The 25,515-nt window shown below is 71.2% G+C and carries 23 protein-coding genes; 8 read left to right on the top strand and 15 right to left on the bottom strand.

Going from position 1 to position 25,515, the window contains the following annotated elements:
• Window positions 1–11: 11 nt before the first annotated feature.
• Entirely contained in the window at window positions 12–1,358 is a 1,347-nt protein-coding gene (locus PBV52_RS00340; protein WP_274236207.1) for an MFS transporter, read from the bottom strand.
• Between the two features lie 165 nt (window positions 1,359–1,523).
• On the opposite strand from PBV52_RS00340, the gene PBV52_RS00335 reads away from it, so the two are divergent.
• Window positions 1,524–2,615, top strand: coding sequence for an ABC transporter permease (locus PBV52_RS00335; protein WP_274236206.1), 1,092 nt, complete (start codon window positions 1,524–1,526; stop codon window positions 2,613–2,615).
• 98 nt (window positions 2,616–2,713) lie between these two features.
• Here PBV52_RS00335 and PBV52_RS00330 read toward each other — a convergent pair whose 3' ends face one another.
• The 6 genes from PBV52_RS00330 to PBV52_RS00305 all read right to left on the bottom strand — a co-directional run bounded on the left by PBV52_RS00330 (window position 2,714) and on the right by PBV52_RS00305 (window position 7,619).
• Complete coding sequence (locus PBV52_RS00330; RefSeq protein ID WP_274236205.1) at window positions 2,714–3,841, bottom strand: hypothetical protein; 1,128 nt, start codon at window positions 3,839–3,841, stop codon at window positions 2,714–2,716.
• A gap of 100 nt (window positions 3,842–3,941) precedes the next feature.
• On the bottom strand, window positions 3,942–5,276 hold the full coding sequence (uppS, locus tag PBV52_RS00325) for a polyprenyl diphosphate synthase (RefSeq protein ID WP_274236204.1): 1,335 nt from the start codon (window positions 5,274–5,276) through the stop codon (window positions 3,942–3,944).
• 241 nt (window positions 5,277–5,517) lie between these two features.
• Entirely contained in the window at window positions 5,518–5,844 is a 327-nt protein-coding gene (locus PBV52_RS00320; protein WP_274236203.1) for a squalene/phytoene synthase family protein, read from the bottom strand.
• A 1-nt stretch (window position 5,845) separates the two neighbouring features.
• Window positions 5,846–6,238 (bottom strand): DUF6114 domain-containing protein, encoded by a 393-nt coding sequence (locus PBV52_RS00315; RefSeq protein ID WP_274236202.1) that lies wholly within the window; start codon window positions 6,236–6,238, stop codon window positions 5,846–5,848.
• Window positions 6,235–6,705 (bottom strand): DUF6230 family protein, encoded by a 471-nt coding sequence (locus PBV52_RS00310; RefSeq protein WP_274236201.1) that lies wholly within the window; start codon window positions 6,703–6,705, stop codon window positions 6,235–6,237. The genes PBV52_RS00315 and PBV52_RS00310 overlap by 4 nt, the downstream gene beginning before the upstream one ends.
• A 314-nt stretch (window positions 6,706–7,019) precedes the next feature.
• Window positions 7,020–7,619, bottom strand: a complete 600-nt coding sequence (locus PBV52_RS00305; RefSeq protein ID WP_274236200.1) for a 2'-5' RNA ligase family protein — start codon at window positions 7,617–7,619, stop codon at window positions 7,020–7,022.
• A 235-nt stretch (window positions 7,620–7,854) separates the two neighbouring features.
• Here PBV52_RS00305 and PBV52_RS00300 point away from each other — a divergent pair, with 235 nt between their 5' ends.
• A complete protein-coding gene (locus PBV52_RS00300) occupies window positions 7,855–8,514 on the top strand; it encodes a hypothetical protein (protein ID WP_274236199.1) in 660 nt (219 codons plus the stop codon).
• Between the two features lie 31 nt (window positions 8,515–8,545).
• On the opposite strand, the gene PBV52_RS00295 is transcribed toward PBV52_RS00300, so the two are convergent.
• Together PBV52_RS00295 and PBV52_RS00290 are read right to left on the bottom strand one after the other, a co-directional pair.
• Entirely contained in the window at window positions 8,546–8,980 is a 435-nt protein-coding gene (locus PBV52_RS00295; RefSeq protein ID WP_274236197.1) for a hypothetical protein, read from the bottom strand.
• A gap of 28 nt (window positions 8,981–9,008) precedes the next feature.
• Entirely contained in the window at window positions 9,009–9,848 is an 840-nt protein-coding gene (locus PBV52_RS00290; RefSeq protein ID WP_274236196.1) for a DUF1206 domain-containing protein, read from the bottom strand.
• Window positions 9,849–10,169: 321 nt separating this feature from the next.
• On the opposite strand from PBV52_RS00290, the gene PBV52_RS00285 reads away from it, so the two are divergent.
• The 3 genes from PBV52_RS00285 to PBV52_RS00275 all read left to right on the top strand — a co-directional run bounded on the left by PBV52_RS00285 (window position 10,170) and on the right by PBV52_RS00275 (window position 13,758).
• Window positions 10,170–10,910, top strand: coding sequence for a class I SAM-dependent methyltransferase (locus tag PBV52_RS00285; RefSeq protein ID WP_274236194.1), 741 nt, complete (start codon window positions 10,170–10,172; stop codon window positions 10,908–10,910).
• Window positions 10,911–11,415: 505 nt separating this feature from the next.
• Window positions 11,416–12,771: an NAD(P)/FAD-dependent oxidoreductase gene (locus PBV52_RS00280; RefSeq protein ID WP_274249190.1), complete on the top strand. Its 1,356-nt coding sequence runs from the start codon at window positions 11,416–11,418 to the stop codon at window positions 12,769–12,771.
• 192 nt (window positions 12,772–12,963) lie between these two features.
• A complete protein-coding gene (locus PBV52_RS00275; protein WP_274236193.1) occupies window positions 12,964–13,758 on the top strand; it encodes a VC0807 family protein in 795 nt (264 codons plus the stop codon).
• 13 nt (window positions 13,759–13,771) lie between these two features.
• Here PBV52_RS00275 and PBV52_RS00270 read toward each other — a convergent pair whose 3' ends face one another.
• Window positions 13,772–14,302 carry a hypothetical protein gene (locus tag PBV52_RS00270; RefSeq protein ID WP_274236192.1) on the bottom strand — a complete coding sequence of 177 codons (531 nt, stop codon included), beginning with the start codon at window positions 14,300–14,302 and terminating at the stop codon, window positions 13,772–13,774.
• A 244-nt stretch (window positions 14,303–14,546) separates the two neighbouring features.
• Window positions 14,547–16,073, bottom strand: coding sequence for an FAD-binding oxidoreductase (locus tag PBV52_RS00265; RefSeq protein ID WP_274249188.1), 1,527 nt, complete (start codon window positions 16,071–16,073; stop codon window positions 14,547–14,549).
• 146 nt (window positions 16,074–16,219) lie between these two features.
• Between PBV52_RS00265 and PBV52_RS00260 the strand changes: the two genes are divergently transcribed.
• On the top strand, window positions 16,220–16,816 hold the full coding sequence (locus PBV52_RS00260) for a TetR/AcrR family transcriptional regulator (RefSeq protein ID WP_274236191.1): 597 nt from the start codon (window positions 16,220–16,222) through the stop codon (window positions 16,814–16,816).
• A 108-nt stretch (window positions 16,817–16,924) separates the two neighbouring features.
• Here the strand turns inward: PBV52_RS00260 and PBV52_RS00255 are convergent, their stop codons facing one another.
• Window positions 16,925–17,494 (bottom strand): heme-binding protein, encoded by a 570-nt coding sequence (locus tag PBV52_RS00255; protein WP_274236190.1) that lies wholly within the window; start codon window positions 17,492–17,494, stop codon window positions 16,925–16,927.
• A 234-nt stretch (window positions 17,495–17,728) separates the two neighbouring features.
• Here PBV52_RS00255 and PBV52_RS00250 point away from each other — a divergent pair, with 234 nt between their 5' ends.
• Both PBV52_RS00250 and PBV52_RS00245 read left to right on the top strand, forming a co-directional pair.
• Window positions 17,729–18,946, top strand: coding sequence for a sensor histidine kinase (locus tag PBV52_RS00250; RefSeq protein WP_274236189.1), 1,218 nt, complete (start codon window positions 17,729–17,731; stop codon window positions 18,944–18,946).
• A complete protein-coding gene (locus tag PBV52_RS00245) occupies window positions 18,943–19,584 on the top strand; it encodes a response regulator transcription factor (protein WP_274236188.1) in 642 nt (213 codons plus the stop codon). The genes PBV52_RS00250 and PBV52_RS00245 overlap by 4 nt, the downstream gene beginning before the upstream one ends.
• A 98-nt stretch (window positions 19,585–19,682) precedes the next feature.
• Here PBV52_RS00245 and PBV52_RS00240 read toward each other — a convergent pair whose 3' ends face one another.
• From PBV52_RS00240 to PBV52_RS00230, 3 genes are all read right to left on the bottom strand, one after another.
• The gene (locus PBV52_RS00240) at window positions 19,683–20,060 is read right to left on the bottom strand and encodes a subtilase-type protease inhibitor (RefSeq protein WP_306801412.1); all 378 of its coding nucleotides are present in this window, start codon (window positions 20,058–20,060) and stop codon (window positions 19,683–19,685) included.
• 356 nt (window positions 20,061–20,416) lie between these two features.
• Window positions 20,417–21,841: a Gfo/Idh/MocA family protein gene (locus tag PBV52_RS00235; RefSeq protein ID WP_274236186.1), complete on the bottom strand. Its 1,425-nt coding sequence runs from the start codon at window positions 21,839–21,841 to the stop codon at window positions 20,417–20,419.
• A 644-nt stretch (window positions 21,842–22,485) separates the two neighbouring features.
• A complete protein-coding gene (locus tag PBV52_RS00230) occupies window positions 22,486–25,446 on the bottom strand; it encodes a hypothetical protein (protein WP_274236185.1) in 2,961 nt (986 codons plus the stop codon).
• Between the last annotated feature and the right edge of the window lie 69 nt (window positions 25,447–25,515).

The raw sequence follows: 25,515 nt of genomic DNA, 5'->3' as shown, positions 1-25,515 counted from the left end.
CCTCCCTTCCGTCAGTGGTCGCGGGTCTCGGTCTCCAGCGGCGAGCCGTCGGACGTCTCGCGCATCCGAATGTAGACGAGCAGCGAAATCAGGACACAGGCGGTGACGTAGTAGAAGTACCAGCTCTCGTGCCCGGCGTTCTTGAACCACAGGGCCACGTACTCGGCCGTCCCGCCGAACACGGCCACGGTCAGCGCGTACGGCAGGCCGACGCCCAGCGCCCGGATCGAGGTCGGGAACAGCTCGGCCTTCACCACCGCGCTGATCGAGGTGTACAGGGAACTGACCGCCAGCGGCCCGACCATGAGCAGGAACGCGTACACGGGGTCGCTGGTGTGCGACAGCAGCGTGAGCGAGGGCACCACGACCACCGCGCCGAGCACTCCGAACGCGATCAGCATCGGACGGCGCCCCACCCGGTCGGACAGCAGCCCCATGACCGGCTGCAGCACCACGAACACCAGCAGCGCGAAGAAGTTGATCCAGGCCGCCGTGGGCTTGGCGATCCCGCTGGTGTTGACCATGAACTTCTGCAGATACGTGGTGTACGTGTAGAAGAACAGCGTGCCGCCCATGGTCAGCCCGACCACGACCAGGCACTGCCGGGGGTAGGACAGCAGCATCCGCAGGCTGCCGCGCGCAGGTCCACCACTCTCGCCTCCGTCGCCCTCGGCCGCGACCCGCTCGAAGCTCTCCGACTCGTCCATGCCGCGCCGCAGCCACAGCACGACGATCGCCCCCGCGGCACCGACGACGAACGCGACCCGCCAGCCCCACGCCTCCATCTGCGCGGCGCTGAGCACCTGCTGCAGGACGATCTGCAGACCGAGCGCCGTCAACTGGCCGGCGATGAGCGTGACGTACTGAAAGCTGGAGTAATAGCCGCGCCGGCCCGGCGACGCCACCTCCGACATATAGGTGGCCGACGTCGAGTACTCACCGCCGACCGACAGGCCCTGCAGCAGCCGCGCGGCCACCAGCAGCACCGGCGCGGCGACACCGATCGAGCCGTACGACGGGGTCACCGCCACGATCAGCGAACCGGCCGCCATGAGCGTCACCGACAGTGTCAGCGCCGCGCGCCGCCCACGGCGGTCGGCATAGCGGCCGAGGACCCAGCCGCCGACCGGGCGCATCAGGAACCCGACCGCGAACACCGCGGCGGTGTTCAGCAGCTGGGCGGTCTGGTCGCCGGACGGAAAGAACGCGGCGGCGAAGTACACGCTGAACGCGGTGTACGCGTACCAGTCGTACCACTCGATCAGGTTGCCGATCGATCCGCGCACGATGTTGCTGACGACCCTGCGCTCCGCGCGGCGTGACTTCTGCGCGCGCACGGGTGTGGTCTGTGTGGCCATCGAGAACTCCCTTGTCTGCGGCCCGGGAGCACACAGAGTCGAGGGCATGACGGGGCCGTTCAACATCGCGAACGAAGTCCTAACAGTCCCTTAGGGCTGAGGCGGCGGGGAGTACGACGTCCACGGCCAGGGGCTCGTTCACGTACCCGTGCGATCATCGGCCCCGTGAACTCCCCGTCCAGCCCTCCCCAGGGCATATCCCCCACGGACTCCGCCGCCGACGCCCCCGTCGACTCCGCCGCCAAGTCCCCTGGTTTCGTCGCCGAGTTGAGGGACGCCGTAACGCTCCGGGCGTTCGGACTCGTGCTCGGTGGCCTGCTCGTCCAGCTCGCCTTCGTCGTCTCGTACGTCGGCGCCTTCCACTCGCCCACGCCGCACCGGATCCCGGTCGCGGTGGCCGCTCCGCAGCAGGCGTCCGCGAAGATCGTCGCCCAACTCAACGCCCTCGACGGCAACCCGGTCGAGGCCACGGCGGCCCCCAGCACCGCCGACGCCCGCCAGTGGGTCCTCACGCGGAAGGCCGACGCCGCCTTCCTCTTCGACGCGACCGGCACCAAGGACACCCTCCTGGTCGCCTCGGCCGGCGGGCCGTCGGTGTCGCAGACCGCCACGCAGATCGCCCAGAAGATCGAGGCGGCGCAAAAGCGCCAGATCACCGTCACCGACATCCGGTCCCCGAACTCCGGTGACGGGCGCGGCATGACGTCCTTCTACCTCGTGCTCGGCTGGGTGATCGGCGGCTACCTCACCGCGACGATCATGGGCATGGCCGCGGGTTCGCGGCCCGCCAGCCGGCACCGCACCCTCATCCGGCTCGCCGTCCTCGTGCCGTACGCGATCGTGTCGGGCATCGCCGGAGCGGTGATCGTGGGGCCGGTGTTCGACGCGCTCGGCGGCCACTTCTGGGCCCTGAGCGGCATCGGCACCCTCGTCGTCCTCGCCTCGGCGGCGACCGCGCTCGCGCTGCAGACCCTGCTGGGCCTGCTGGGCACCGGCGTGGTCGTCCTCCTCTTCGTGGTGCTGGGCAACCCGAGCTCCGGCGGTGTGTACCCGGCGCCGCTGCTCCCGTCGTTCTGGAGCGCGATCGGCCAGGCCCTGCCGCCCGGGGCGGGCACCACCCTGGTCCGCAACACCGTGTACTTCTCCGGCAACGCCACCACATCGGCACTCTGGGTGCTCGGCGCCTACGCGGCGGGCGGTGCGCTGCTGGCCTGGTCGGCTTCGTGGTGGCGCGAACGCAAACCTGCCGGCGCCTGACCCGCGGTTCGACGGGGCCCGCGCGAGAGCATGGCGTGGGCCCCGGCTGTCGTGGATCAGGTGGCTGGATTCGGCCCCGGCTCGGTACGGAATCCGCGTCAGGCTTCGAGGCGTTCCGTGTACGCCTCGGTCGGAGGAGCCGGGGTGGGACTCGTCATGCCGACCGACCAGAACCCTGCGGTACCGGGAACGGACGTCACGTCGTTGAGGTACGGCGCCGGCGCCGTACCGGCCGGGCCTCGAACGACGGTCCAGGCGCCGCCGTCCCGCCGCAGGTACGTACTGCGGCTCTGGTCCTGGTAGTTCCAGCCCGATATCCATGCGGCGCTACCCTGCGCATCGCCCGCGATTCCACTCAACGCCCCGACGGTGAAGCCCGCTTCCACCCGCGTCCAGGCCGTGCCGTCCCAGTGGCTCAGCGCGGGGTTGCCGGGGCGGCCGGGCGGCCCGCCGACGCCGGCCTCGGTGCCCACCGCCCACACATCGTCCGGACCGGCCGAGTGAAGATCGGCGATACCCAGACGCAGGCCCGCGATCGGGGGCAGGACCGTCCAGGCTCCGTCCCAGCGGGCCACGAGTCCGGACCATCCTCCGCCGTTCGACTGATCGCCGCTCACCCAGACCTCGCCCGGCGAGCGCAGTACGACCCGGTACAGACTCGCGCTCGCGACGGGCAGCGGGTCCAGCCATTGCCATCGTTGCCCATCCCAGTGCAGCAGCCGGGTGGCGCCGCCTCGGCTGCCGCAGATCCACACCCGCCGGTCGTGGCCGACCGCCACCGCGTTCAACCGAACGTCCGGCTCGCCCTGGCCCGGGAACGTGGCTTCCCGCCAGGTGGTTCCGTCCCAGCGCAGCAGCGGGCTACCGTTCCCGGCAGGCTGGCCCACACTCCACCCGGCGCTGGAGCAGACACCGGCGACGTCGCTCAACCGCGTGTGGTCCAAGTGCGACAGGTCGGTCTTCGTCCAGGCGCTGCCGTTCCACAGCATGGCCAGCGCCCGCCCCTGCGACGGCCCGGCGCGGCCCTCCTCACCGACCGCCCAGCCCAGACGGGAGCCGGCCGCGGCGATACGGCGCAGCTGCGCGGCCGGAGTGCTGCCGGGCGCCGGCACGGCCTGCCAGCCCTGCGTACGGGGCGTCGGCTCGTCGGCCCGGGCCGGACCGGGGCCGAGCGCGATACCCGAGAGGGTGCCGATCGCCCCTGCGACAAATCGCCTTCGTCTCACTGCTGGATCCCTCCAGGCGGATAGGGCCGGACAGGAGGGACCACCGTGAACCAGCGAACCGCAGAGTTCTAGATACTCACGTGACAAAGCCCGTACTGCGTCATGGCTTCGAAGGTCCGGCGGTGGAGGGCTGGGCGGGGATGCGGGGGAGTGAGCCGTAGCGGCGGCTGCGGCGGGCGTACTGTTCGATCGCGTCCCACAGGTCGCGGCGGTCCACCTCGGGCCAGGGGGTGTCGAGGAACAGCAATTCGGCGTAGATGGCCTGCCAGGGAAGGAAGTTGGAGGTCCGCTGGTCGCCTCCGGTGCGCAGCAGCAGGTCGACGTCGGGCAGTTCGGGGACGTGCAGGTACCGGGCGAAGGCATGCTCGGAGACGGAGCCGGGGTCGATCCTCCGGGCGGCCGCTTCCTGGGCGAGCTTGGCCGCGGCTGCCGTGATCTCGGAGCGGCCGCCGTAGTTCACACACATGGTCAGGGTCAGCCCGGTACGGTCGCGGGTGGTCCGCTCGGCCTCGACGAGGGCCTCGACGACCTCGGCCGGCAGGCGAGAGCGCACTCCGGCCCAGCGCACGCGGACGTCCAGTGTCGTGTCGCCGTCCGTCAAGCGGCGCAGGCATGCGGGGATCTCGTACATCAGCGCGTGCAGTTCGTCGGCGGGGCGCTTCCAGTTCTCGGTGGAGAACGCGTAAGCGGTCAGGTGCTTCAGGCCGATCTCCAGGGCACCGTGGACGACGTCGATCAGTGCGTCGGCGCCCGCCCGGTGGCCGTCGCTGCGCGGCAGGCCGCGGGCGGCAGCCCAGCGGCCGTTGCCGTCCATCACGAGCGCGACGTGGCGCGGCATGGCCTCGGCGGGCAGCCGGGGCGGGCGGACGCCGGACGGGTGCGGGGTCGGAGGGTCCGTCGGACGCCGCTGGACGGCCCCCGAGCGCCTCTCCTCGGCCCGGCCGGCCGCTTCGGGCGCGTCTGCCGACGCGGGGTCCGGCGGGCAGGACCGGATGGGGAAGGGGAACAGCCCCCAGGCCAGCGCGGCCTTCGCCCGGGCGGGCAGCAGCAGGCGCAGCCGGGCGCCTCGCGGCAGGGCCGGGCGGCGGTGCAGCAGCGCGGCGGGGGCGTCGGCCGCGGACTGCAGGCGCAGCCTGTACAGGTCGGTGTAGGCGCCGAGCGCGACGCCGACCGCCGGGTGCAGCACCGGTGGCAGCGGGGTGCGGTCCAGCCATGCGCGGGCCCGGTCGGCCAGGCGGCGCACCAGTTCCTCGAACGCCGGGGTGGCGCGCCGGGCCAGCAGGTCCGCCCGGGACACGCCGACCTCGTCCAGGGCTTCCTGCGGCAGCGGCACATGGCCGCGGGCCAGGTCGTCGGAGAGATCGACGAGGGCGTCGGTGAGGTAGAGACCGTCCACGGCGGTCTGCCACGCCACCGCCGCGTCGGGCACGCCCACGGCGAGTGTCTCCGGCTCGGCGGACAGGCCCGCGGCCCGCAGCAGCAGGGAGCCCGCGCGCAGCCAGAACGGGGTGTTGACCAGGCTGCTGTAGCGCCGCCACTCCTGCCATGTGGCGAACTACCGTCCGTGGATGTCCTGGCGCAGCTCCTCGAACACCGTGTGCAGGAATCCCGGCGGCAGGTTCCAGGTCAGCATGGTGTGGATCAGCGCCTGTCGTACCGGGTCGCCGCTGCGGCCGTCACGCAGGTCCGCGTCGAACGCCGAGATCCATGCCTCCAGCCGCCTGGCCCGCTCCGGATCCGGCCCGCCGACGGATCCGCTCCGGCTGCCAGGGGTTTGTGTGCCGCAGGGATGCGTCGGCCAGGTCGTCCACGGCCCGTACGGCGCCGTACAGGGCCCAGGTGGCGGTCCGCAGCGGAGGCGGCAGCAGCAGGGAGACGGCGTACTCGACCTCGCCCGTGGCTCGGGTGGCGCGACGGCACGCCTCGTAACCGCGGCGCAGGGCCGCATCCTGGATGCCGCTGCGCTGGTAGACCCGGGCGGGGGACAGGGTCGGAGACCTCACCTCACGCCTCCTCTTCCGGGGTCGCGGGCGCCTGCTGGGGGATCCAGGCCAAGGCCAGGGCACTGCCGACGGCGGTGAGCAGGAAGCCCAGCAGCAGTCCGCCGAGGTTGGCGGCGACCAGGCTGACCAGGGACAGCACTGCGGCCAGGACGCCGGAGAAGTAACGCAGGGCGGGGTTGCGCCACGTCGTCACACCGGCGACGACGAACAGCGCCCCGAGGGTCCACGAGGCGGCACCCGCGGTCCCGGTGAACCGCAGGAAGCCCAGCCCCACCCAGGAGACGCAGATCAACTCCAGCCCGCCGAGGCCCAGCAGCAGCCCCGCCGCGAACGGGCGACTCCGCCGCCACCCTTGCAGGCCGCACCGCCGGCCAGGCCGAATCGCCGTACTCATCGGGCCGCTCCCGGCTCACAGCCGCCCGCATCCCGGCGCACGTCGATGGAGACACCCCGGGAGGTGATCGTCCCGGCAGTGAAGGCGTGCGGCTGCGTGGTCACCGCGCTGCCGCTGACCTTCTGCGCGCCTACGGTGAACAGGCCCGTGGGCTCCTGCAGGGACACCCGCGGGGTGCTGAACTTCGCGCCGGAGAGCTTCACCGACCGGGCCGTGGCCTTGCCCGCCTCCACCGTCAGGCCAGTGGCGGAGGCCCGCTCGATACGTACGACGGCCGTCACCGCTCCGACGACCGGCAGGTCGGCGGTGGAGGTGACGCAGGCGTCCTCCACCGTGGCCTGCTCCACCCGCGTCGCCAGTGCCGGCAGCAGCCCGCCACGGCCCGAGGCGGCCGGGGAGGCCGACACACCCGATGCGGACACCCGCGCGGCATGCACGGTGACCGGAACCTCCCCCGTGAACGCCACCGACACGGCACCTGCTGCGCTTCCGGCCAGCAGGAGGCACCCACCAGCAGGGGAGCCAGCGCCAGGGCGAACCGGCGGCGGCTTGTCCGCCCGGCGCCGATGCTGGTCATCACGGGGAAGTCGTCATCGATCACGACCGACCCAACGACCGTCCCGGACCGAAGTACCGCCAAGCCCACGATCGGCTGATATGACACCGCGGCCGGTTGTCGCGCCGGGATTTCCCAGGTGACGTTCACTGCCGTTCGTGTCTGCCGTTGCCCTGACGGTCGTAGTTGGCCTCCGGACCTCACGGCGCGGTCATCACCGCGCACTCAGCACGTGCGCGGGTGGCGGACCTCGCCCGTGCCCAGTGTGATCACGGCCCGGGGCCGCATGGGTTCCTCGCCGCGGCGGGAGAGCAGAACCACCTCCTCGACCAATGCCGACAGCGTGCCGAGCCGGACGGCACACTCGGTCGCCAGGCGCTGCGGGTCCTGGGTGCGGCCGAGGGACAGATGCGGGGTGAAGCGGCCGCCGCGCCCTTGGCAGAGCGGGAACCGCAGCTGCAGCTCCCGACGGAGACGGGCCCATGGCGCCGTGTCCGCCGCGGCCGGATCGAGCCAGACCGTCGCGTAGTGCCGGTGCCGGAAGTACCGCACCCCGGCCAGGCGCGCCGTGAACGTCGTGCTGTGCGCCGCGACGGCGGAGAGCAGCGGCACGGCCCGGGCGAACTCATCCTCCGGCACGAAGCCGAACAGCAGATTCACATGCGGCGGCCAGCGCCGTACCTGCGGATCGTGCTCCCAGCGGATGTCTTGAATGGCCGGCCAGAGCTCTGCAGGCGGCAGCCATGCCACCGCCGTCCGGGCCGTCGGCGTCACATTGAGCGCACCCATCGGCTCCGCCCCGCCGAAAGCAGGATTACCGTTCACCTGGCCATGGTCCCAAATGTCTCGACCGCCGATCCAGCTCAAACCAACGTGTCAGCAATGAAATTGACCGTGCATCAGTTCTGGAATCAAGTACAACTTTGCCCGTTCTTGGTGTAGCCCGGCCGTCGATTACGTGAGCCTCGTGGGCACCAGGCGGTGACTGCAAGCCCTGCCAGAACAGGGGCGGCGCGATCACCGTTCCCCCCACGTACGGTAAGAGGCAACAAGGATGACGATGAACCGCACGCTGCGCTGCGGCGGCCGCACACTGGCGTTGACGGCGACCACGCTCGGGGTGATCGCGGCAGCCGTGCCCGCTGTGGCGGAGGAGCAGCCGACCGCGGAGCAGATCATCGCCGACTGCGCTTCCGGAGAAGGCATATGCAGCCTCAATTCCCCGGAAATCGGCGAAGCTTACGTCGGCAAGCCCCGACAGGTCTCCGAACTGCTCTACAACTGCACCCCCTCGCCCGCCTCCCAGTCGATGTCGTGGGCGGACACCGTGGGCTCCTCCCACTCGGTGGGAGGCTCGGTCACCGTCGGGGGAGGCATCGAGGGCATCATCACCGCCAGTGTGACCGCGACGTACAACTACACGTGGCAGAGTTCGCACACGGAGACAAGTACCTTCACCGTGACCGTGCGGCCGGGAGAAGTGGGCTGGATCTCCCGCGCCCAGGTGATGCAGCAGATATCGGGCACGTGGCAGACCCACTACGACGACCCCAAGTGGGGCCACTACTACTGGTTCGTACCCGACGTGATCACCGGCCCCGCCCCGAACGGCACGGACGGCAAGCACAGCGCGGTCGTGGTCGAGTCCCGCAAGATGACGGCCGCCGAGAAGGAGCTCTGCTCCACCGGCTCCACCCAGGACAAGCTCTTCACCCGCTGACCCGGCACGGAGATGACGCTGCCGCTGCCGTTCAGAAGTCCGTGGGCAGCCCACTCACCTCGGCGATGCCCCGCAGCTCTTCGGTCTGCCTGTGCCGTTCCCTGATGTAGTCGGCGATCTCGCCGAGGCGGACGGGGTCGGACGCGGTGGTCGCATCCGTGACGATCCTGACCGGGCCGGTCTCGTCGACATCGATCTCGATCACTTCGTTGTCCAGGCGGCCGGTGACGGCGGTGGCGATGACGAGGGCGGCCTCGTCACGGACCTCCTGGGGCAGCTCGTCGCCGTCCTCCGTGTCCAGCGCGAGGTCGAGACTGGAGAGGCGCTCCTCTTCGATCGCCTGAAGGGCTGGTTCCACCACGCGCAGTAGAAGGCGGTAGTCCTCCGTGTCCATCCGGATGCGCAGGAGGTCCAGGTACACGTCCACGGGCCGGCCGTCGTCATGCGGAATCTCGGAATCGCTCATCCGCACCGTGTTCCCCGTACGACGGCGCTCAGACCTTTCGCCAGCGGGCCATCGCGAAAGAGAACAAACCGAACAGCATCAGCCCGGCCGCGACGCAGACCAGCAGCCAGGGGCCCAGCGGCGTGTCGGCGAAGGCACGCAGCGTGTCGTCCAGCCCCTTGGCCTGGTCGGCTTCGTAGGCGATGGCCGCGCGGACGGCGAAGACGCCGGCCCCGGCGAACACCAGCCCGCGGGCGGCGCCGCCGGCCACGCCGGTGACGTCCACCAGCTGCCGTGTCCGGTGGCTCATCCGCCCGAGCCTGAGCTTGTCGTGGTACTTGCGCAGGACCGCCCGTACGCCGATCCAGCCGCCGGCCACGACTACGGCGATCCCGGCCGCGCCGACCAGCCACTCGCCGGCGGGCAGCTCCAGGGCCCTGGCGGTGGCGTCCCGGGACTGCTGGTCGCTGGATCCGCCGCCGCTCTGGTTCCGGCTCGCCGCGAACGACAGCACGGAACAGGCGACGAAGACGTAGAACGCACAGCGCACGGTCGCCAGCAGCCGCTTGCGCGCGCTGCGGCCGTCCTGCCCGACGGAGCCGAAGAGCGCCTCGGACAGCCGCCACAGGGCCATGCCGACGAGTCCGATGCCCAGCGCCCACAGCAGCAGCGCGCCGAACGGCTTCTGCAACAGTTCGGCCAAGGCTCCTGCGCGGTCGGCCTGCTCGTTCGTGTCGCCGAAGGCGATCTGCAGCGCCAGCGCACCGACGAGCAGATAGATCACACCCCGGGCGGCGAGGCCGGCCCGCGCCGCCCCCTCGGTGACCGAACCCCGCGCCGCCCGCCGTGCCCGGAACCGTCCGGTCCATGCCAACGCACTCGTGTCCATGCAGACCTCCCGGCACTCCGAATGCCCCGGCTCGCCCGCCACACACGCTGACGGACAGGCCGAGTGCCCCCTGCATGCCTGGCCGGACAGTCCGACCGAGCACGAGGAGCGGGCGAAGAGCGCACCGACGTTGTCCCTTCATCCGCTCCCACCCATACGCCCACTCGTACAGGAGGCCGGAACGATGTCCGCATCTTCGTGGCTTCTGCCAGTACGTCGGTCTGCCGGGGTGCGGAAAGACTGCCTGCCAGAGGCCGCGGCGCGTCCCGGCAACGGGGGCCCGCGGCCAAGGACATGACGAAGCACAGCGGAGGACACCACGTGAGCGTGCAGCAGTACGACGAGATCGGTGAGGCGTTCGAGGGCTTCAAGTCCCTTCCACTGACGCGGTACGGGGAGGTGCCCAGCTTCCTGGCCATGGTCGGGGACGTGCGCGGCAAGTCGGTCCTCGACCTCGCCTCCGGCACCGGTTTCTACAGCAGGGAGTTCAAGCGGCGCGGCGCCGCGGAGGTGCTCGGCATCGACATCTCCGGTGAAATGGTCGCCGCCGCACAGAAGTTGGAGGAGCTCGATCCGCTGGGTGTGCGCTACGAGGTGGGCGATGTCTCCGAACTGCGGCCCCTTGAGCGGCACTTCGACCTCGCCATCGGGGTCCAGCTGCTCAACTACTCCCGGGACATGGAGGACTTGGAGCGGATGTGCCGCAACGTGCACCGGAGCCTGGTGCCCGGCGCCGAGTTCTTCGTGCTCGCCCAGTCACCCGACTACCAACCCGACGCGCAGTCCCTGGAGAAGTACGGCTTCCGCTGCGAGCCGACCGGCGAGGAGATCGAGACCGGACCGCGCTTCCGGGTCACGGCGCTGCTCGACCCGCCGATCAGCATCGTCAGCACCGCCCTGCGCCGCGAGGTCTACGAAACGTGTCTGCGGGCGGCCGGATTCGGCGAGGTGACCTGGGTCCCACTGGAGGTGTCCGACGCCGGAGTACGCGAGTTCGGTGCGGACTTCTGGGCGGACTTCCGCGCCAACCCGCCACTGGAGATGCTGCGCTGCCGCGCCTGACGACCGGCCGGATCTCCCGCCGGTCCGACCTGGACCGGCTTGAACAGCCACGCGGGGGCGGGGGGACATCCTCGACCAGGTTGGCCTGCCGGGAGGAAGCCGCGGTCGACTCCCCGCCGCCACCAGATGCACGACGGCGAACGAACACCCGCAGATCGCTGTCGGTCCTCCGCCCTCCGCCCTCCGCTGTCGTCGAAGTCGTCGAACTCGTCGTGGCCGACAAGCCCCCGTCCGGCGTCGACGCCGCTTGCGGACGCGTCATAACCATCGGCGCCGCCTCCCCGAATACCTCTGCCATGCGCTGCGACGGCGGGGTCGGGGGGGCTGGTAGGAGTATTCGGGGAGGCGCAAAAGGGCTTGAACACGATCAACCCGTCCTGCGGAGCGGGATACTGGTGGCTTCTTGCGACGCGGCGGCGATCAGGGGAGCGGCTCGGTGAACTCTTCCGGAGGAAAGGGCGGTTGGGGCGTGGGGGATGACTGGGGCGGGCGGCACGCGGTGGTGGTGGGCGGGAGTCTCGCGGGGATGCTCGCGGCGCACGTTCTGGCTGGGCACGCCGACCGGGTGACCGTCGTGGAGCGCGACCGGTTCCCGGACGGGACGAGGCCGCGGCCGGGCGTCCCCCAGGGCAGGCATCCGCACGTCCTGCTGGAGGCCGGGCAGGTGGCCCTGGAGTCGCTGCTGCCAGCCATCCTGGCGGAGCTACGGGCCGCGGGGGCGCCGCGGGTGGGCATGCCCTCGGACATGGTGCTGTGGCAGAACGGCCGCTGGTTCCGCCGGACGCCCGCCACGACACACATCTACACCGGTTCCCGCGCGCAACTCGAGGAGCTGGTGCGGCGGCGGGTCCTGGCCAATCCCGTGATCGGCGTGGAGGAGGGGACCGATGTCGTAGGGCTCCTCGGCGACGCCTCACGCGTGCGGGGCGTGGTGCTGCGGGACCGCTCCGGCGACGCCCGCGGGGAGCAGCGGGCCCTGGAGGCCGACCTGGTCGTCGACGCCTCCGGCAGCGGCACGAAGGCCCTGCAGTGGCTCACGTCGATCGGGGCCGAGGTCCCGCACGAGGAGACCATCGACACGGGGCTTGCCTACGCCTCGCGCATCTACCGCGGCAAGAGCGGCGTCCTCGACGGTGACACCCTCGGCTACTACGTCTACCCGAGCCCCGACCAGGTCCACGCCGGCGGTGCGCTGCCGCTGGAGGACGGCAGCCATCTGGTCATCGTCTCGGGGCTGCGCGGTGACGAACCGCCCACGGGCGACGACGAGTTCGTGACGTACACCAAGAGGCTGCCGCATCCGCTTCTGCACCGGTGGCTGGACGAGGCCGAACCGCTCTCGCCGGCGTTCGGCTACCGGCGGACCGCCAATGTCCGCCGCCGCTACGACGTGCCCGGCAGTGGCCCGGCCGGCTTCGTCGCCACCGGCGACGCCCTGTGCACCTTCAACCCGATCTACGGGCAGGGCATGGCCGTCGCCGCGATGAGCGCGGTCGCTCTGCGCGATGCACTGTCCGATCCACGCCGGACCCCCACGACGCGGCGCGTGCAGCAGGCACTCCTCGCGGCGTCCCGGCAGGCGTGGGACATCTCCGCCGGGGCGGACCGCAAGATGCCGGGCGCGATCGGCAACGCGGTGGCCGGCAGGCCCGCGGACCGCGCCGCCGACTGGTACCTGGGGCGCGTCCAGGAGTGCGCTACCGGCGACCCCGTCGTAGGGCGCGCCTTCCGCTCCGTACTGACCCTCTCCGCACCCGTCACCGCCCTGTTCGCCCCGCCTGTAGCCCGAGCCGTCCTCTTCCGCCCGCCGGCTACGACCCCTGCCGAGCCGCCGGCGACACCGGAGGAACCGGGGGCCTGAGCGAGGTTGGCACTTGGACAGGCAATGCGCTGCCGCGAGGCTCGCCGGGCTCCTCAACGCTTTGCCGACTTGGGCGAGTTGGCTGACCTGCTCCGGCGATGTGCGGCGGTGGTGCGGTGCTGACATTTGTCATGTCGAGGGCCGGACGATCGTTTCTACCGGTGGCCCGTCGGCGGCCGGGAAGCTGGGTGCATGACGACGAACACGGGGACCAGCATCAAGGGAAGTGCCACCAACGGCCGGCGTGCGGTGCGGAATTTCGCGCCGCTGCTCATCGATGTGGCGGTGCCCCTCGGGGCGTACTACCTCCTGAAGAACGGCTTCGGGATGAGCACGCTGATGGCGCTCGGCCTGAGCAGTATCGTGCCGGCCGTGCGGACCGGGTGGGGCGTGGTGAAGGCGCGCGAGGTCAACGGGCTGGCGGCCCTCATCCTGTTCGTGAACGTCGTGTCTGTGCTGCTCGGCTTCGTGGCCGGTGACCCGCGGTTGATGATCGCCAAGGACAGCGCGGTCAGCAGCACGATCGGGATCGGGATCATCGTGTCCGTGGCGCTCGGCAAGCCGATGATGACGGCCGGTATGAAGCCCTGGGTGGTGAAGGGGGACCCGGGCCGGGAGGCCGCGTGGGCGCGGCTGCACGCCGGGTCGGTGCGGTTTCGGCGGGCCGAGCGGGTGTTCTCGCTGGTGTGGGGTGGCGTACTGCTCGCGGAGTGCGTGGTGCGGGTCGTGGGGGCCTACACGCTGCCGGTGGACACCATGGTGTGGGTCGGCAATGTGATCATGGTCGTCGCCATGGGGGTGGGCTTCCTGGTCGGCGGTGCGCTGGGCGCCGGTCCGATGGCTCGGATGGTCATCGCGGAGGCGAAGTCGGAGGCGAAGACCAAGGAGGAGGGCGAGGGGGAGGGGGAGACTGAGGCTGGTCGGCCCGTCGAGTCCTTCGAGGGCGATCTCGACTCCGCCGGCCTCGCCACCGCCCAGCAGAGCTGAGGGAGATTCACAGCTACGGTTCGTCGTGGTGTGCGGAGGCCTCCGCGACCTTCTTGAGCGCCGACGCCGTGGCAGGGTCGCCGACCTTGGCGGGTTGATCGTGCCTGCCGTGTTCAGGGCGGTCGTGCTGGAAGTGGGAGGGGGCCAGCCTGTCGCCGGGGCTGTGGGACTCCGACGGGGCGTCGGCGGCTCCGGCGGGATCATTGCCGGCCCCGACCGCAGTTGGCCGCCGCCCGCTGTCCTGCGCCATGTCGTTCTGTGCCGTCTTTCCCTGCGAGCCCTGGCGGGGGCGCGGCTGGGTCAGCCAGGCGACGGCCGCCCCGGTGAGAGCCAGGGGCCATTCCACCACGCCGGCCACGCCGAGCACCCCGGCTCCGGTGTAGACCGCGATCCGCCGTCCGCGTGGCGAGACCGCTCCAATCCGATCCAGCGCACCGCCGGCGACCCGGCTCACCTGCCCGGCTCCGGGCAAGTGGCGGAACCCGGCGCCCAAGGCCCGCAACGGCTGAGGGAGATCCGAGGAACTCGTCCTGACCTGGCTCATTGCGTACTCCCTCCGCGCGTCACCAACGGTTCCCGGTCCGAGTTTCCCCCGTTCCATCATGTATGCGGCATTGGGTGGATATCGGGGTGCTATGGAAGCTCAAGCGCTCAGGAGGCCGATCAGCAGGGCGAGAGGCGCGAAGATCAAGGGAATCGACGTGGGGGAACGCTGAGTCGACAGGCCGGTGGGCCTCCCGGAGGCGCCACGGGCGGTACGCGACCACCCCGTGCGCACAGTCCAGTGCTCACCGCGCCGGCAGCAGCACTCCGGGATTGAGGACGCCGGCCGGGTCGAGAGCGGACTTGGCGGCGGTGAGCGCGGCGGCGAAGGGGCCGGGGCGCTGGCGGTCGTACCAGGGCCGGTGATCGCGGCCGACCGCGTGGTGATGGGTGATCGTGCCGCCGCTTTCCGCGATCGCCTCGGAGACCGCGGCCTTGATGTGGTCCCACTGGCTGACGATGCTGCCCCAGCGGCCGGGCGCGTACACACTGAAGTACGGCGCCGGGCCGTCCGGGTAGACATGGGTGAAGCGGCACGCGATCACCCCCGTCCCCGCGACCTCGGCGAGAGCCCGCCGTGCCGCCTCGGTGACCGCCTCATGCAGTGCGCCGAACCTGTCCCAGGTGCAGGCCGTCTCGAAGGTCTCGGCGATCACCGAGTGGCGAGCCAGCGCGTCCCGTTGGTAAGGCATCCGCAGGAACGACGAGCGCCATGTCTCGGCGGCGGACTCGCCGCGCACGTCGCCGACGGACTCACCTCGCGCGTCGCCATCAGACCTTCCCGCAGCGTCGGCGGACGGCTCGCCGCCGTGGTCCCGGCACAGTTCCACCGCTCGCTCCAGACCGGCGCGCACCGGGTGGTCCGCCGACTCGAAGGCGAGGACGAGGACGCCGCCGCCGACGCTCACGCCGGCGTTGATCAGCGCCTCGGTCGCGTCGAGCAGACGGCAGTTCGCCGGGTTCAGCCCGCTCTGCGCGACGGCCCGGGTGGCCGCCACCGCCGATTCGTAGTCGCTGAACCGCACGGAGGTACCGGCGCGCCAACGCGGGCGCTCCTGCAGACGCATCCATGCCTCGGTGATGATCCCCAGCGTTCCCTCACTGCCCAGGAAGAGCCGGTCCGGTGACGGTCCGGCACCCGAGCCCGGCAGCCGCCGCGACTCGCTGATCCCGACGGGTGTCACCACACGCATCGATTCGAGCAGGTCGTCGATGTGCGTGTACAGCGTCGCGTAGTGCCCGCCCGCCCGGGTGGCGAGCCAGCCGCCCAGAGTGGAGAACTCGAAGGACTGCGGAAAGTGCCGCAAGGTCAGGCCGTGCGGCCTCAGTTGGTCTTCCAGCTGCGGGCCGAACACGCCCGCCTGGATCCGCGCGGCACGACTGGTGGCGTCGATCTCCAGGACCCTGCTCAGACGCTCGAGGTCGACGGTGACGACGGCGGGGTGGTCGTCGCACCGCGCCTCGACACCGCCCACCACCGAACTGCCGCCGCCGAACGGGACCACCGCGATGCCCTCGCGAGTGCACCAGTCGAGCAGGTCGGTCACGTCGCGCTCGTCACGGGGGCGGGCGACGAGGTCCGGTACATGGCGCAGGTCCCCGTGCAGATTGCGCACCACGTCCCGGAACGCCTTGCCATGCGCGTGCGCGGCCCGGTCGGCCGGATCGGCGGAGCACACGCCGGCCAGGGAGGCCGGGGGAGCCACGCGCGGCCCGGGCAGATCGAGCGAGGCGACGCTGGGCGGCTCGTGGGCCGTCAGCTCGCCCGGCATCACTGCCCGCACCCGCCCCAGCAAGGCGTCGAGCTCCGCACCGCCCACCGCGATCGCGTCATGTCGCCCGCTCTCCCTGCGCCGTCCGTCGAATTGACCAGTGGGTAAATTACTGCTCGGTCATATCGTTGGCTAGGATGAGCCTCATGGGCAAGGCCGGAACCAAGGGCGTCTCCCGCGCCGATCGGGAGCTGCAGATCGTCGACGTGGCCGTGGAGGAGTTCGGCAGACACGGCTACGCAGGCGTGTCCGTCGCCGCCGTCGCACGGCGCGCGGGCATCTCCAAGCCCCTCATCTACAGCTACTTCGACTCCAAGGACGGCCTGTACCTCGCCTGCGTCCACCATGTCGGCGCCCTCTTGGTGGACTCGGTGGCCGCCGCCCGGTCCCGCAGCGGATCGACCGGTCACGCCGTCGACACGCTCACTGCGATCTTCACCGCGGTCGAGCACTGCCGGTATGCCTGGTCCGTCCTCTACGACCCGGCTCTGCCCCCGGCCGGCGAGATGCGCGACGCCGTGAACCGCTACCGTGAGCGCCTCGCCGCCATGGGCGCCGCCGGTGCCGCGCAGCTGCTGGCCGGTGCCGGACAGGACGACCCGCTCGACCACGACCTGCTCAACCACGTGTGGCAGCACGCCGTCACAGCCGTGATGCGCTGGTGGTTCGAGCACCCGGATCAGAACACGTCCGAGATGACGGCCCGTTGTGCCCGCCTCCTCATGGCCCTCGGCACCGGCTGACCCGGGCACGCCGTCATCGCTCACCGCACGAGGCCATCCGCCCGGCCGGCAGGGCGAGTTGTGGATGTGACGTGCCTGGGTGCGAGGGGCTGATCCGCCGGACAGGCTCTAGCGAGCGATCGCGTCCGCCCCCGCCTGCGCGAACTTCTCGTCCAGCGCGCCGGACGGGGCGCCCGCGACGCCGATGCCGGCGATCGGCGCCTTGTCGGCGGTGACGGGGACGCCGCCCGCCAGGAACAGGGTGCCGGGGATGTCCTTGAGGTTGGGGGCCTGTGCCAGGCGCTCGGCCAGCTGGGAGGTGGGGGCGTTCCAGGCGACCGCGGTGAACGCCTTGCGCTCGGCGGACTCGTAGGACTGCGGTCCGGCGCCGTCGCCGCGCAGGGTGACGATCGTGTTGCCGTTGCGGTCGACGACGGCGACCGTGACGCGCTGGTTCTCCTTCTCGGCGGCGTCGAGCGCGGCCTGCGCGGCCTTGGTGGCGGCGTCGATCGTCAGGTGGGTGGAGGTGGTCGTGGCCCGGTCCGGGGCAACGGCCGAGGTGGTGGCGGCGGGCGCCGAGGCGGGTGCCGAGGCGTTCGCGGACACCGCGCTGAAGCCCGCCAGGGCGACGACGGCGAGCACGGCGCCGCCGGTGGCGACGCGGGCACGGCGGGAGAACTGCTTGTGCACTCGGTTCATGGGTCGGTCGACTCCTTCGGTGGGCGGGCGGCCCGGTTGCCGCCCCGCTTCGTCCGCCCTCCACCCTCGACCCGGAACCAGGCCGCGACGGTCGACGTTCCGGCTGCCTCCCGGTCGCGCGACGGACGACACCGGTGTCATCCGATCGGTTGACCTGCCCGGCCCGCGCACCGGGCCACAATGAAGGTGTTTGCCCAGTTCAGCGCCCACAAGCGGGAAGGGAGGCGACCCCGTATGGGGAACCGGCCGTACGAACCGGACGCCGTGGACACCCGGTGGCTCGGCGCCGTGATGCACGCGGCGTTCTTCCTGCTGCTCGGCGGAGCGCTCGCCCGCTTCCTGCTGCGCCACCCCGGCGAACCGAGTACGCCGTGGATCACCGCGCTGTGCGTAGTGCTCACCGTGCTGCATCTGCTGGGCCCCAAGGCCGGTGACGCGGGCCCACGGCCCACTCGGCGGCACACGGCCTGGCTGGCGCTGGTCGTCGTGGTGTGGATGATCCTCGTCGTGCTCGCCCCCAGCTTCGCCTGGTGCGCGGTGCCCCTGTTCTACACCGGCCTGCGCACGCTGCCGCCGCGCGCGGCACTCGCGCTCGTGGCGCTCCTGACCGTGTTCGTCGTCGCCGCGCAGGTACAGCTCGCGGGCCGCTTCGACCCCAACCTGGTCCTCGCCCCGCCCGCCGTCGCCGCCCTCGCCACCGCCGTGTTCCTCCAGATGGAACGGCACACCGCACGCCAGCGCGTCCTGATCGACGACCTGATCCGCACCCGCCACGAACTCGCCGCCGCCGAACGCCGCGGGGGCACCCTCGCCGAACGCCAGCGGCTGTCCATGGAGATCCACGACACGCTCGCCCAGGGCCTGTCCAGCCAGCGGATGCTGCTCCAGGCGGCGGACCGGGTGTGGGACAGCGAACCGGCCAAGGCCCGCGCCCACGTCCGCACCGCCGCGTCCGTCGCCGAGCACAACCTCGCCGAGGCCCGGCGCTTCGTGCACGACCTGGCCCCCGCCGACCTCGCCCGCGGCGGCGGTCTCGCCCAGGCGCTGCGCGCCCTGGCCGCACGCGAGGCCGGTTCCGGTTCCGGGGCGCACCTCGCCGTGCGCGTCCACATCGACGACGACGGCCGACTCCCCGAGTTGCCCGACCGGGTCCAGTCCGCCCTGCTGCGCATCGCCCAGGGCGCCCTGGCCAACGTCCGTGAACACGCCGTCGCCGACAACGCCACGCTCACCCTCACCCTCCTCGACGACGCGGTTGTCCTGGACGTCACCGACGACGGCCACGGCTTCGACCCCACCGCACTGCCCGCCTCCCCAGACGCGGAACGCGGCCACGGACTGCCCGCGATGCGGGCCCGCCTACGTGCCCTCGGCGGCACCCTGACCGTCGAATCCGCTCCCGGCGAGGGCACCGTCCTGTCCGCCGCCGTCCCCCTGGAGGCGCCCCGATGACCCCCGACCGCGCTCCCGTGCGGATCCTGGTCTGCGACGACCACGCCGTCGTACGGGCCGGGCTGCTCGCCCTGCTGGACAGCGCCCCGGACATCGAGGTCGTCGGCGAGGCCGGCACCGGCGAGGAGGCGCTCGCGCTGGCCGCGAAAATCGCCCCGGACGTGGTGCTGATGGACCTGCAGCTCGGTGAGGGCATCGACGGCGTGGAGACCACCCGCCGCCTCACCTCCGCGCCCGGCTCCCGCGCCCACGTCCTGGTCCTGACCACCTACGACACCGACGCCGACATCACCCGCGCCATCGAGGCGGGCGCCACCGGCTACCTGCTCAAGGCCGAACGCCCCGACGAGCTCTTCGCCGCGATCCACGCCGCCGCACAGGGACGTACCGCCCTGTCGGCACCGGTCGCCAGCCGCGTCATGGCCAACCTGCGCCGACCCCGCCCCACCCTCACCGACCGCGAACGCGACATCCTCGCCCAGCTCGCCCGAGGCATCGGCAACCGCGACATCGCCCGCGCCCTGTACATCAGCGAGGCCACGGTCAAGACCCACCTACGGCGCATCTACGACAAGCTCGGCGTCGACACGCGCGCGGGCGCGGTGGCGGTCGCGAAGGAGCGACGTCTGCTGCCGTGACGTACGGTCCGCCTGGAGCGCGCATACGGAAGGGGCGGGCCGCCCGCCAGTGTGCGCCCCGCCCCGTCGATGTGAGGCTTTACCTCGGCCGTGGTGGCTCAGAAGGTAAATGCCGCAGCCCCTTGAGTTTCCTTGATGCAAGGATTGGCGAAGGCGTGCTCGTAGTTTATGCGTGTACCACGCCATACACCTTGAACGGTGACGACAATGGGGCGGTATTCCCTGGTGCAGATTTGTGCCGCCTCATTCCCGCGGAGTGTGGCCAAGCGGTCGAGGTCCCCGTTCACGCGGTCCAGATCCGCGCAGGCTTGTCGCGGGTCGGGGTGAGTTCCCGAGGTGGTGTACGCACAGTTCACCGTCACCGCGCGCTCCGGTGTCGCGGTGGCGGCCTTCTCTCCGTGGCCAGTGGTCATGACCAGCGCCGAGGGGGCGTACAGCGAGGCGGGTGCGGGGGCGGGCGCGCTGTGGGCAGGCATGCTCAGAGGGCCCGCAAGAGCCGTGGTGAGCAGGGCCCCTGCCATTGCCCAACGTGTCATTGGTCGCATGATGTGACTCCTTTCTGTTTGCGGTGTTCGATGCCTCGAAGTACCCGCCTTGTCGCTCCCGTCTCAGGACGCTGGTGCTGAATTCTGTCCTGCCGCTGGAATTCGGACCCCATTGCCTATTCAATCAGTGGCTGGAATGGCAGATCGGTCCTCATGGTCGGGGAGGTGAGAGGTCTTTCATTCCGTTCGCCGGTTGAAGGTGTGGCCGATGTGCCTGGGGTATGAAATGGCCTGAAATCTGTCCTCGCGGGGCGAGGCACGCACGGGCGTTTACGCTCCCGCGCTCCTCAGCCGGCGGGCGGCATGTCCGTGGGGCTGGAGTCGAGTCCGGGCCGTTTGCCGGCCCAGGCGCCGCGGGTGAAGTCGGGGATCTCGACCGGGCGGCCCTGCCTCGCCAGGGACGCGGCGCTCAGGGGGACCGCCGCGCACCAGGCAGCAGAGTCGTACACGTCGATGTCGGGCACCAGCCCGGCACGCATCAGCTGGACGGTGCGCCACTGCAGGACGTAGTCCATGCCGCCGTGACCGCCGTTGTTCGCGGCGTCGTCGCCGACCTTCCGCCACAGCCAGTGGTCGTACTCCTTGCGGTAGTCGGCGAAGTCGCGCCAGGTGTGGCCGCCGTGGTCCGGTTCGAGATAGACGCGTGCGCCGGTCGGGGCAGGTCCGGCGTAGTCCTCGACGATCCCGCGGCTGCCGGCGAGGGTGTTGATCCTGCTGTACGGCCGGGGTGAACTCACCTCGTGCTCGGCCCGGATGACCCTGCCCCTCTCCGTCTCGATGAGGCAGGTGACCAAGTCACCGTTGATGTACGTCTCCTTCCAGGACGGGTGGTCCCGGGGGATGAAGCGCTCGCGGTAGTCGGCAAGTCCCCTCGGCGCGGTCGCGGTGGCGCGCAGGGTGGTCATCCGGTCGCCGCGGTTGATGTCCATGGCCGCCGCGATCGGGGCCAGCCCGTGCATGGGGTACAGGGACGCGGTGCTGCGGGTGTGCCACAGCCGTCGCCAGGAGTCGGTGTAGTACGTGTCTGAGAAGAGGAGTTCGCGCAGGTCGTGGAGGTAGCCGCCATGGCCGTTGGTGATGTCGCCGAACAGGCCGGCGTGCGCCATCCTCAGCATGGCCAGCTCGTTACGCCCGTAGCTGCAGTTCTCGGCGAGGAGCAGGTGCTTGCGGGTGCGCTCGGAGGTGTCGACCAGGTCCCACAACTGGCGCAGTTCGGTCGCGACGGGGAGTTCCACCACGGCGTGCCTGCCGCTTTGCAGCGCGGCTCTGCCGTGCTCGTGGTGGAACTCCCACGGCGTGGCGACATACACCAGGTCGATGTCGTCGCGCTGGAGCATCCGGGCGTAGGAGTCGGCTGATCCGCCGTATTCGGCGGGGCGGGGCTCGCCCTTGCTCACCAGCCGGTCGGCGGCGCCTCGCGCGCGGTCGGCGCGGATGTCGCAGACGGCGGTCACGGTGCAGCCGGGTACGGCCGCCCATCCCGTGACCATGCCTCCGCCACGGTTGCCCAGGCCGATGACACCGACGCGGACGGTTCTGTGGACCTCGAACGGCACGCCGATCATCGACTTCTGTCCGGGACGGCGGCGGGGCACCTGTTCGGTCGCGGCGGACGCGCCCGGTGCCGCGGTGGTCATCCCGGCCGCGAGCGCTCCGGTGGCGACGGCTCCGCCCAGGAGCAGTCGGCGTGAGACAGCGGGTGTTTCGGACATGACGGCAACACTCCTCGGTGAGGTGGCTTGCATCACTGTCGGGGCACTGTCAGGGCACTGTCGGGGCATGACTCTGCGGGCTTCGAGGATGCATGTCAATATGTGCTCGATAGAAAGCAGTTCCGAGCAATATCGAGCATCCTTCGGCTGGCCTGCAGCTTGCCAGACCGGTCCGATCGGTCCGGACGCCGACCGGTGTCATGCCGATGCGTACGGTCAACGTCCGCTCGACGAAGGCGGGTTCGGGTCCGGTGTCCTCGTTCGCGAGCTGGCCGAGCTGGCCGAGCGGGTTCGGAGTCCGTGCCCGCCTTGGCGGTGGCAGCGACCGGGCCGTGAGAGGGGGATGACCAGGTGGTCGAAGGCGCCTGGCTGAGAGGTGAGATGACGCAGCGCGGCGGCGAGGAACTCAGGCCCGGTGCCCCAGGACGACGACGTAGTGCTCACCCATGTCCCGTTCAAGTCCGTGGAGACGAGGGACAGGCCCTCGATCCAGGAGGGGTCGGCCCGCAGCGCGTCGACGCGGTCGCGGCCTCCAATGAGGCGGCCCGGGACGTGAGGGAGACCCCGACACTGCGCACGGTGGCCTTGAGCGCGGTCATCGACCTCACCTCCCCGGGGACCGCCCCCACCCCTGGACGGCGAGATCACTCCTCGCGGCACACCGTGTCCGGGTCGGCGCCTTTGCGGCCCGGCGGCGCGGAGAGCGGTTGGTCGCTGCCGGCCGGCCGCCCGCACACGGTGACCGAGCGCACCTTGTGGCCGCGGTAGGTCACCCGCACGATCTTGTAGCCGTGTCCCCGCTGGTCGGCGTAGGGCTGGCTGCCGGCGAAACTGACCGTGCCGACCGGCAGGTTCGGGTTGGGGCGCCAGCGCAGGTCGGCCCAGGTCTCCGGGGCGGTCTGCGGGGCGTCGCCGTTCTTCGAGGCCCGGTACAGCACCGCGGTGGCGCTGTAGGCCAGTACCGTCTGGCCGCTGGAGAAGAGCGCGTCGTCCCAGGGCCGGGCGGGCTCGGCCAGCGCGGTCGCCGCCGCGCCCGTGGGGAGAAGGTCGCCGAGTACGCGGTGGGCGTCCTCGTAGAAGCCGGCCGCGCTGACGAGGTCCATCGGTGCCAGCGCGAAGTGGTAGAGGGTGACCTCCGGAGGGATGCGCAGACTCTCGCCCTCGTCGTAGTTGCTCTTGGCCAGGTCGTCGCCGGTGAACACGGTGATGTGCCGGCCGGAGCAGCCGGGCGTGGAGCCCAGTTGGGACATCAGGTTGGGCACGTCCTCCACCCGGCCCGCGAAGTACAGGGCCCTGGGCACCGGGTCGCTCGCGCAGATGCCCTCGACCGGGTCGGTGAGTTCCGGTTCGCCGTTGGGGCTCAGCCGGTAGGAGCGGGAGGGCAGCGGCGTGAAGCCGGCCCGGTCCAGCATCTGCTTGCCCACCCTGGCCTGTTCGGTCGTGTAGAAGTCCTTCTCGCTGCCGACCTTGCGGGCCAGCACCACGGCCCGGGCGCCGTCCTCGCGCTCGGCGAGTTGCCTGGCGACGACGAGCAGCGCGTTCGCCTCCTCCTCGTCGGTGGCGGCCAGACCGAACCAGTTCGACAGCTCGCGCGCCAGATGGCTGCCGGAGTTGGTGGTGCTCACCACGGGCAGGCCCGCGCCCTTGAGGATCTCCACGGCGTCATCGCTCTCCGTGGTGTCGCGCCCCAAGCCGACGACACCGACGACCGACCGATCGCGCCGCGCCAGCTCCGCTATGTGCCGGGCCATGGGCAGCACCTGGAGCATGTTCTCGCCACCGTTGGCGAGCAGGACCCTTATCTTGGTCGGCTGGTGGGTGCTGACGTTGGCGTAGTGCTGGTAGAGGTAGACACCCGTGATCTCCTCAAGTCCCTTGCGGGTGGCGGATTCGTCCGCCGCGGTGACCGGGCCGGCGTAGACGATCGTCACGTACGTGTCCTTCGGGCCGATCTTCGCGTTCTCGGCCCTGATCGCCTGCTCGACGGCGTCGAAGGTGACGCCCTTGCCGGCCCCGTACAGTTCCAGCTCGTTGCCCGCGGCCAGCCGGACGTCCCCCGTCGCGACTCCCACACACTCACCGCCCACCAGGACGGAGTCCGTGTTGGAGCCGATCAGTCGGCCCTCGCAGTAGCGCTGGGCCATCCACCGGTTGCCCAGGAAGCCGAGGGCGAGGGCGATGGCGAGGACCACCGCCAGGCAGGGCCTGGACCACAGCAGCCAGGCAGCCGTACGGCGGATCCGGGTGGTGGAGTGCTGTGCGGAGTGCCGGCGGCGCAACTCGTCGGCGGACAGCGGTATCCACAGGATCCACGGCAGCGCGGCCGAACGCCCGGGGGACTGGCCGACGTTGAGGCCGGTCACCCACTCCTGGTACCTGGCGTCCGCCGCGAAGGCAGGCTCCGGATCGTCCTGGGCGGGCCCGTCGGGGCGCGGTGCGGCGGGCAGGCCGGGCTCCCCGGGCAGCTCGGAACCCGGTGGCCGCAACCGCGCGGCCGCCGGAATCGCGGCCAGCACCAGCAGCGGGTCCACTTCGCTACGGCGGGTGCGTACGTTGCTGATCGCCCGCAGCAGCAACAGGCCGCCGTCGTCCTCGGTGGCACACGGCAGATACACCACCGGGGGAACCGTGCGCTTGCGGCGGCGCAGGTCCAGCGTCCGGGGCCGGAAGTTGTCGCGGAGATCCTCGAGCAGCGCCAACACCCGCAGTTCCAGATGGAACTGACGAGCCGTCGTATCACCGGCCTGGGCGGCTACCACCTGCTGGGCGACGGCGAAGGCCCGGCCACGGATCGTCTCCCAGGACTTCGTCGGCCGCCACCGGGACCATTCGGCGGCCTCCGGCCTGTCGCTCGAAGGCGCCAGGAAGGTGGTGGTCGCGAACCACCGGCTGGCCCGGCGCAGCCACAGCAGCGGCGGCGCGCTGCGCGCCAGCAGATGCACCACGCCGAACGCCGCCAGAGCCAGGGCCCCACCCCACACCGCCGTCTGCCACCCGCCCTCGCCGAGCAGCACGCTCAGACAGGCGATGAACATCGCGCCCACGAAGCCGGACGGGTTCACCACCGCACCGAAGGTGTCCGTCAGCGCCGAGACGCGCCTCTCCTCGTCGGTGTCGTCCGGATCACGCCCCGGCCGCCAGCGCAGCTCGGCCAGCCGCCGCATCAGCCGTTCGCGGCGCTGGGCGGCGGACCACACCGTGCTCACGTCCCCGCCGACCTCCGGCGCGGCCTGCTCGATGGCGCGCAGCAGCCGCGAGCGCGGAAAGCCGAACGGCTTGTACTGCGACTGGTTCTGGTTGTCCCAGGGGTGCTCGCACATCTGGCGGACCATGTCGATCGCCGAGGAGTACGCGTCCGCGCCTCCTCCGCCGTCCAGCCGTTTGGCGATCAGCCCCCGCGGCTGATGGCCCTGGCGGACGAACTCCACGACCTGCGCGACCCGCCGGTCCAGGGTGCCGGTGTCGTCCTCCTCGCCGGCCTGAAGGACCACCAGCGGTGTCACCGGCGGGTTGTCCCGGAATTTGTCGATGAGCCGTCTCATCAACTCGAACACCGCGTCGGCCGCCTCTATACCGGCGCTGCCGCTCCATGCCTCTCTCGCCACTCGCTCCGCCCCCGTCGCATCCGCCCGACCCGGCACTCCCGGATCCGATGCTGATACCCACACCGAAAC

Origin of the sequence: Streptomyces sp. T12 (genome assembly GCF_028736035.1) — a bacterium.
Lineage (GTDB): Bacteria > Actinomycetota > Actinomycetes > Streptomycetales > Streptomycetaceae > Streptomyces.
This window is presented reverse-complemented; position numbering and strand designations above follow the sequence as displayed.